The following is a 6385-nucleotide window of genomic DNA, read 5'->3' as shown; positions in this document are numbered from 1 at the left end:
GTACTCCACCGTCGACAGCCCGCGCGTGTCGCGCGCGAGCCGCTTGTCGCGAATCCGCTGCAGCACCGTCGGCTTGCCGTCCCCGGCGACCTCCACTTCCACGTTGTCGATGACGTCCTTCGTTTCCATAGCTCTTCTCCTTTGAGACGATCTGCGCCGCCCCCCAAATGAGGAATCACGCGTCGCGTACGGTCCTTGCGGTCGCCCACGCCGCCGGCGGCGTTGGAGCTCCTCGAAAGGGGGCCACCCTTCCTTCGTCGCTCCGCCTTTCCGTCGACGCGATGTGGCTCGCGATCCTCCGTACGTGACACGTGATTCCTCATTCAGGGAAACGGCAGGTTGATGAGGGCGCGCATCCACCGGAACCGCTCGATCATCGGAATCGCGAGGGCCGCGACCGCCGCCGCGACGCCGAGCGACACCGTCGCCAGCAGCACCACGTACTCGACGCTCGCGGCGCCTCGGTCGTCCGCGACCGCGCGTTGCCAGTCGTTGCGCGTCATGCCGGGGGTATCGGCGCGGCGCGCGCGGTTGCGAAAAAAATCGCGGGCGGCGAAAAAAATCACCCGCGCCGGCGCCCGGCCGGCGGTGACCCCGCGCGCCGGTCCCGCCTGCGCCCGTCGGCTTCGCCGGCTCGCGCGGGCCGGGTCGGGCGCCGGCGTCGATCGGCGCGCCCGCGCGCCGCGCACGGAGCGCGGCGTGCTCGCCGGGGCAGGCGCCGGCGTCGATGTCGTCGGCCGGCCGCGAATCGGCGCCTCGAGGAGGTCGCCGGCGCCGCGACCCGCGACCCGCGTCCCGCCCGCCTGTCCGGCGGGCCGTCGCACGCCCGTCGCTGCGCTCGGGCTTGCTCGGTGCCGCGTTGCGCGGGTTCGCGACCGCGGCGAGACGGTGGGTTGTCACAGGCGCGGAGTAGGGTCGCCAGCCATGGAGCAGTCGACGATCGTGGAAGTGTTGTCCGACGGCGCGCGGGCGCTGGGCGTCGGCACCCGCGTGGCTGCCGCGGCCGAGCGTCTGGTTGCGAGCGGGCGCATCAGTCGCCCCGACGTCGGCGCCCGGCGGGTCGCCGCCTACGTGAGCGACGAGCGCGCGGGTCGCGTGCGCGCGCGGATCGAGTGGGTGCGCGGCGACCTGCGCACGGCGTGCTCGTGTGGGCGGTCCAACGGCAAGCCGTGCCGGCACACGGCGGCGCTCGCGATGCTGCTCGCCGGGCACGCCCTGCCGCCCGCCGCTGGCGAGGATCGCGACGAGTCGCTCGAGCAGAGGCAGATCCGGCGCCGCCGCGAGCGCGGCCGGTCGGGCCTGTTCACCGTCGCGGCAGAGCGCGGCGCGGCCGGCGCGTTCGGGCGGTATCGGGTGTCGTCTCCGTCCGAGCGCACCTATGACGTGGTGATTCGCGCCGTCGACGCGCACCACAACAGCTGCACCTGCGAGGATTTGCGCACCAACCGCCTGGGCACGTGCAAGCACATCGAGGCCGTGCTCGCCTGGCTCGAACGCGGGCGGCGGCGCGCCTGGCTGCGCGCGGCACGCCAGGTCGGCTGCGCGCACAGCTACCTTTATGTGGACGCGGCGTCGGAACAGGTGGGCTTGCGCGTCGCTGCGGGCGCGCGCCGCGCCGGGCGCGTGCGCGATCGCTGGTTCGGCGCCAACGGTCGGCTCGAGCGGCCGCTCGCGGCGGTGTGGCCCGAGCTGCACGCCGCGGCTCGCGCCGCCGGCATCGAGGTCCCCGACGAGGTGCGCGCGTTTGCCGAGCGGGCGATGGATGTCGCGGCGCGCGACGAGCGCTGGCGCGAGGTGGAGGCCCAGGTTCGGCGCGCGGGGGCCGAGCAGCCGGGGTTCGCGGGGCGCTTGTATCCGTACCAGGTCGACGGCGTCGCGTTTCTCGTAAGCCGCGGGCGCGCGCTGCTCGCCGACGACATGGGGTTGGGCAAGACCGCGCAGGCCATCGCCGCGATGGCGCGAATGTTCCGCGACGGCCAGGTCGCGCGCGCGCTGGTCGTGTGTCCCGCGTCGCTCAAGCACCAGTGGGCGCAGGAGATCGCGCGATTCACCGCCGGCCCGCGCCAGCTGACGACCACCGTGGTCTCCGGCGGTCGCCGCGCGCGGGCGGCCATGTACCGCGGCGCCGGCCAGGTCGTCATCGTCAACTACGAGCTCGTCCGCACCGATCGGGCCAGCATCGCCGCGCTTGGCGCCGATCTGCTCGTGCTCGACGAGGCGCAGCGGATCAAGAACTGGCGCACCAAGACGGCCGAGGCGGTCAAGCAGCTCGACACGGCGTACGCGTTCGTGCTCACCGGCACCCCGCTCGAGAATCGCCTCGACGATCTCTACAGCCTGATGCAGGTGATCGACCCCCACGTGCTCGGGCCGCTGTGGTGCTTCAACCGCGACTTCATGCTCCTGGACGACCGGGGCAAGCCGGCCGGCTACCGCAACCTGGCCGAGCTGCGCGCGCGCCTGCGCTCGCACGTCCTGCGCCGCCGCAAGCAGGACGTGCTCGACCAGCTGCCCGATCTGGTCACCGTGCGGCGCTCGGTGCCGCTGGGCGCCGCGCAGCGCGACGTGCACGACGAGGCGCAAGCCCGGGTTGCGCGGTTGCTCGCGCGGCTCAAGAAGCGGCCGCTCACGCCCGCCGAAGAGAAGCAGCTGCTGAGCGCGTTTCAGCGCATGCGCATGGCGTGCAACGCGGCCGAACTCGTGGGCGAACGCCCGCCCCGCGGCGGTTCTCCCAAGCTGGTCGAACTCGAGCGGCTGCTCGAGGAGCTCTGCATCGACGGCGGTCACAAGGTGATCGTGTTCAGCGAGTGGGAGCACATGCAGCGGCTGGCGGCCGGCGTCGCCGAGCGGCTCGGGATCGGCTACGTCCGCCTGCACGGTGGAGTGCCGTCGGGCCAGCGGGGCGCCCTCGTGGACCGTTTCAACGACGATCCGAACTGCCACGTGTTCCTGTCGACCGACGCGGGCGGCGTCGGTCTCAACTTGCAGGCAGCCAGCCACATCATCAACCTGGATCTGCCGTGGAACCCGGCGGTGCTTGCCCAGCGGATCGGACGCGCTCACCGGTTGGGACAAGCGTCGTCGGTTCACGTGGTGCTGCTGGTCGGCGAGGACTGCGTCGAGCAGCGGATGGAGCACACCCTCGCCGGCAAGCGGGCGTTGTTCGAGGCCGCGATCGGCGACGACAGCGCGACCGACGAACTCGGTCGCACGTCGCTGGCCGGTCGCGTTGCGACCCTGCTCGAGGAGAGCTACGCCGCGCAGACCGGCCGGCAGGACGCCGTGGCCGGGCGGGCGCCGGCCGAGCGCGCGCCCGCCGAGGATGCCGTCGTCGACGCCGTGCGCGAGCGGGTGGGCGACGCGCTGCAGCGGGTGCTCGAGACCCGCGACGGCCGCATCGTCGCCGTCGTCGCCGACGGTGCTGCGTCCCGTGGCGACGTGGGCGGCGCGATCGTCGTGCCGGCTTCTGCGGCGCAGTCGCTGGCGTCGTTTGGCGAGGGATCGCCGCTGGCCGGGGCGGTCGTGCGATACGAGGCGCCCGCGTGCGAGGACCCGGAGGTGCCGCGTCGCCGCGAGCAAGCGGCGGCCGCCGCGCGCAAGCTCGACGCGGCGCGCGCGCTGGTCGCCGCCGGCCTCGGCGGTGAGGCGCTCGCCATGCTGCACGCGTCGCTGGCGCTCGCGTGCCGCGCCGCGGCCGCGCGCGACCCGGGCGACGCCCCGGACGCGCTGCTCGCGGCGGTCTACGGCGAGCTGATTCCCGCCGAGCGGCTGCGCACCAGCGATGCGCACGCGCTGTCGCGCGCCGGCGATCTGGCTCGCGCGTTTGCGGCGTCGCCGGCCTCGCCGCCCGACGCGGTGGTTCGCGAGCTGATCGGCGATGCCGCGGACCTCGTGGCGCGCCTGCACGGGCACCTTGCGCCGGGCGAATCGGCCCAGGCGGCCGAGCGGCAGGCGGCGACACCGTGAGCGCCATCGTCCGGCGCCGTGATCCGCCCGGGCCACGATCTGCGCGCGGGCCCGCGCTACGATGGGACACCGTTGACATGCGGCCGGGCGAGGCGGCGGGCGAGCCGCGGCCGGCGCGTCGACTTCATTGCCATTGCAACAAAGGATGAAAGCCATGGACATCGCGTACCTCGAGTTCGTCACCCCCCAGGTCGATGCTGTGTGCGCGGTCCTGCAGCAGGTTCACCGCGTCAGCTTCGGCGGGCCCGTGCCCGAACTCGGCAACGCTCGAACCGCCGACCTGGCCAGCGGCGGCAAGATCGGCGTCCGCGCGCCCCTGCGTCCCGACGAGCTGCCGGTCGTCCGCCCGTACCTGCTGGTGGACGACCTCGCCGCCCGGGTCGACGCGGCCCGAGCCGCGGGCGCCGAGATCGCGATCGAGGCCATGAAGATCCCGGGTCACGGCACCATCGCGATCTACCTCCTCGGCGGTGTCGAGCACGGCCTGTGGCAGCGCTGAGCCGGGGCGCGCTCGCGACCTCGCCGGACGCGCGCAGTCGGCGTGCGCCGGCCGTTTTCGAGCGGGGCGACCGGTCGGGGAGCGCCGTTGGAACCGTCCGCGCACGCGCCGTGCGCGTGCGTTCGCGAGTTGTCGCGTGCGACGTCCCTGACGTCGCGATCCCGGGGCCGCGGGGCGGTGCACGGCGTCGGGCCGTCGCGGCTGCGGCCGCGTCGCCCGCGCGTCGCCGCGCCCCGGGCAGGCTCCGTCGCCTTGGGCGGTTCTTGTCACCGCGCCGCCGTCGTCGGCGTCCGCAGATCCCGCGCCAGCGGGCGTAAGCGGGCGTAGCGCCCGCTGGTCGCCGCTCCTATAATCGCGCTCGCATGGACAAACGAGTCGTGCGGGTGGTGGTCGCGGTCATCGAGCGCGACGGGCGCTATCTGATCGCGCAGCGCAGCGAGACCGCGGTGTTGCCGCTTCTGTGGGAGTTTCCCGGCGGTCGCGTCGAGGACGGCGAGTCCGACGAGGACGCGCTACGCCGCGAGCTGCGCGAACGGATCGGCACGGATGTGCGCGTCGTCGAGCGCATCGGTGAGCACGTCCACGAGTATGATGGCTACGACGTGCATCTGCACATGTTCGCGTGCGAACTCGCGCCCGGAAGCGAGCCGGCGCCGCGCGCGGTGCGCGACATCCGCTGGGTCACGAGCGACGAGCTGGCCGACTACGCATTCCCGCCGGCGGACCAACAGACGATGGACAAGCTGCTCGGGTTTTCGAGCCGAGCGTGATGCCGGCGTCAGGGCAGGCCGATCCACTTGTGCAGTTGGACGCCTAGCCGCCAGCGCGGTCGCTTGCGCGCCAGCGCGATCGCGCGGGCGAGCGACGCATCGTAGCCGGGCCCCCAGCACGGTTGGACGAGGTAGTGCGCGCAGGCGTAGCGGCGCTCGTAGTCGGCGAGCGTCTCGTCGTCCACCGCGTCGTCGACCACGACCTTGCACTCGTCTGCCTCGAGTTCGGCCAGGGTGACGCCGGGCGGATGGAACTGCGGCTTTGGCGACACCGTGAGCCAGTCGACCGGCGCGGCGAGCGCGCGGGTGCCGTTCGTCTCCATGTGGACGCGAAACCCGGCCGCGCGCAGGGCGTCGGCCAGCGGCGCGTCCCACTGCAGCGCCGGTTCGCCGCCGGTGACGACGACCGTGCGGCTGCCGGTGGCATCGAGTCGCGAGAGTGCGTCGGCGATGTCCGCTGCGGTCAGTCGCGCGGCGCCATCCGGCGAAAAATCGGTGTCGCACCAGGTGCAGGCCAGGTTGCACGCGGCAAACCGCAGAAACACGCACACGCGGCCGGCGTGGACGCCCTCGCCCTGGATGGTCGGGCCGAACAGCTCCTTGACGCGATACGTCGACACGGCTCGATCCTCGTATACTACTTCCGTGGACTGTCCGTACTGCGGTGGTGGCTCGCGGGTGGTCGATTCGCGGCCCACGCAAGACGGGACGCGGCGGCGGCGGCAGTGCGGCGAGTGCAAGCGTCGGTTTACCACCTACGAGCGCCTCGGCCCCACGGACCTCAAGGTCGTCAAGCGCGGCGGTCGGCCGGCGGAGCCGTTCGACCACGCCAAGCTCGTGACCGCGATCCGGCGCGTGTGCGCCGGGCGGGCGGTCGGCGACGAGACCGTCGTGCGCATCGCGCGGGCGATCGAAGCCGAGCTGGTGGATCGCGGCACGCCCGCCGTCGCGAGCTGGCACATCGCCGACCGCGTGCTCGCGCGCCTGCAGGCGGTGGACTCGGTGGCGTACCGGCGGTTCGCGGCCGACTACATCGACGAACGCGGGCAGGTGCGGACCGAGCCGCGGTCGGACTCGGTAGACGACGCGGCACAACTCGACCTGTTCGCGGGCCCGGACGGCCGCGATGGCGACGGCGGCAGCCCCTAGG

General features: G+C 73.4%; 6 protein-coding genes. 4 read left to right on the top strand and 2 right to left on the bottom strand.

Annotated elements, in window-relative coordinates:
- Window positions 1-323: 323 nt before the first annotated feature.
- On the bottom strand, window positions 324-824 hold the full coding sequence (locus D6689_21030) for a hypothetical protein (protein ID RMH37463.1): 501 nt from the start codon (window positions 822-824) through the stop codon (window positions 324-326).
- A 100-nt stretch (window positions 825-924) separates the two neighbouring features.
- Between D6689_21030 and D6689_21025 the strand changes: the two genes are divergently transcribed.
- From D6689_21025 to D6689_21015, 3 genes are all read left to right on the top strand, one after another.
- Window positions 925-3966, top strand: a complete 3042-nt coding sequence (locus D6689_21025; GenBank protein ID RMH37462.1) for a DEAD/DEAH box helicase — start codon at window positions 925-927, stop codon at window positions 3964-3966.
- 154 nt (window positions 3967-4120) lie between these two features.
- On the top strand, window positions 4121-4465 hold the full coding sequence (locus D6689_21020) for a hydroxylase (GenBank protein RMH37461.1): 345 nt from the start codon (window positions 4121-4123) through the stop codon (window positions 4463-4465).
- 362 nt (window positions 4466-4827) lie between these two features.
- The gene (locus D6689_21015) at window positions 4828-5235 is read left to right on the top strand and encodes a (deoxy)nucleoside triphosphate pyrophosphohydrolase (protein ID RMH37460.1); all 408 of its coding nucleotides are present in this window, start codon (window positions 4828-4830) and stop codon (window positions 5233-5235) included.
- Window positions 5236-5243: 8 nt separating this feature from the next.
- Here D6689_21015 and D6689_21010 read toward each other — a convergent pair whose 3' ends face one another.
- Complete coding sequence (locus D6689_21010; protein RMH37459.1) at window positions 5244-5855, bottom strand: radical SAM protein; 612 nt, start codon at window positions 5853-5855, stop codon at window positions 5244-5246.
- On the opposite strand from D6689_21010, the gene nrdR reads away from it, so the two are divergent.
- Entirely contained in the window at window positions 5815-6384 is a 570-nt protein-coding gene (gene nrdR / locus D6689_21005; protein RMH37458.1) for a transcriptional repressor NrdR, read from the top strand. The genes D6689_21010 and nrdR overlap by 41 nt on opposite strands.
- Window position 6385 lies beyond the last annotated feature (1 nt).

It is taken from the genome of Deltaproteobacteria bacterium, from assembly GCA_003696105.1.
Taxonomy (GTDB): Bacteria; Myxococcota_A; Polyangia; order Haliangiales; family J016; genus J016.
The sequence above is the reverse complement of the archived record's forward strand: the minus strand, read 5'-3'. Positions and strand labels throughout refer to the sequence as shown.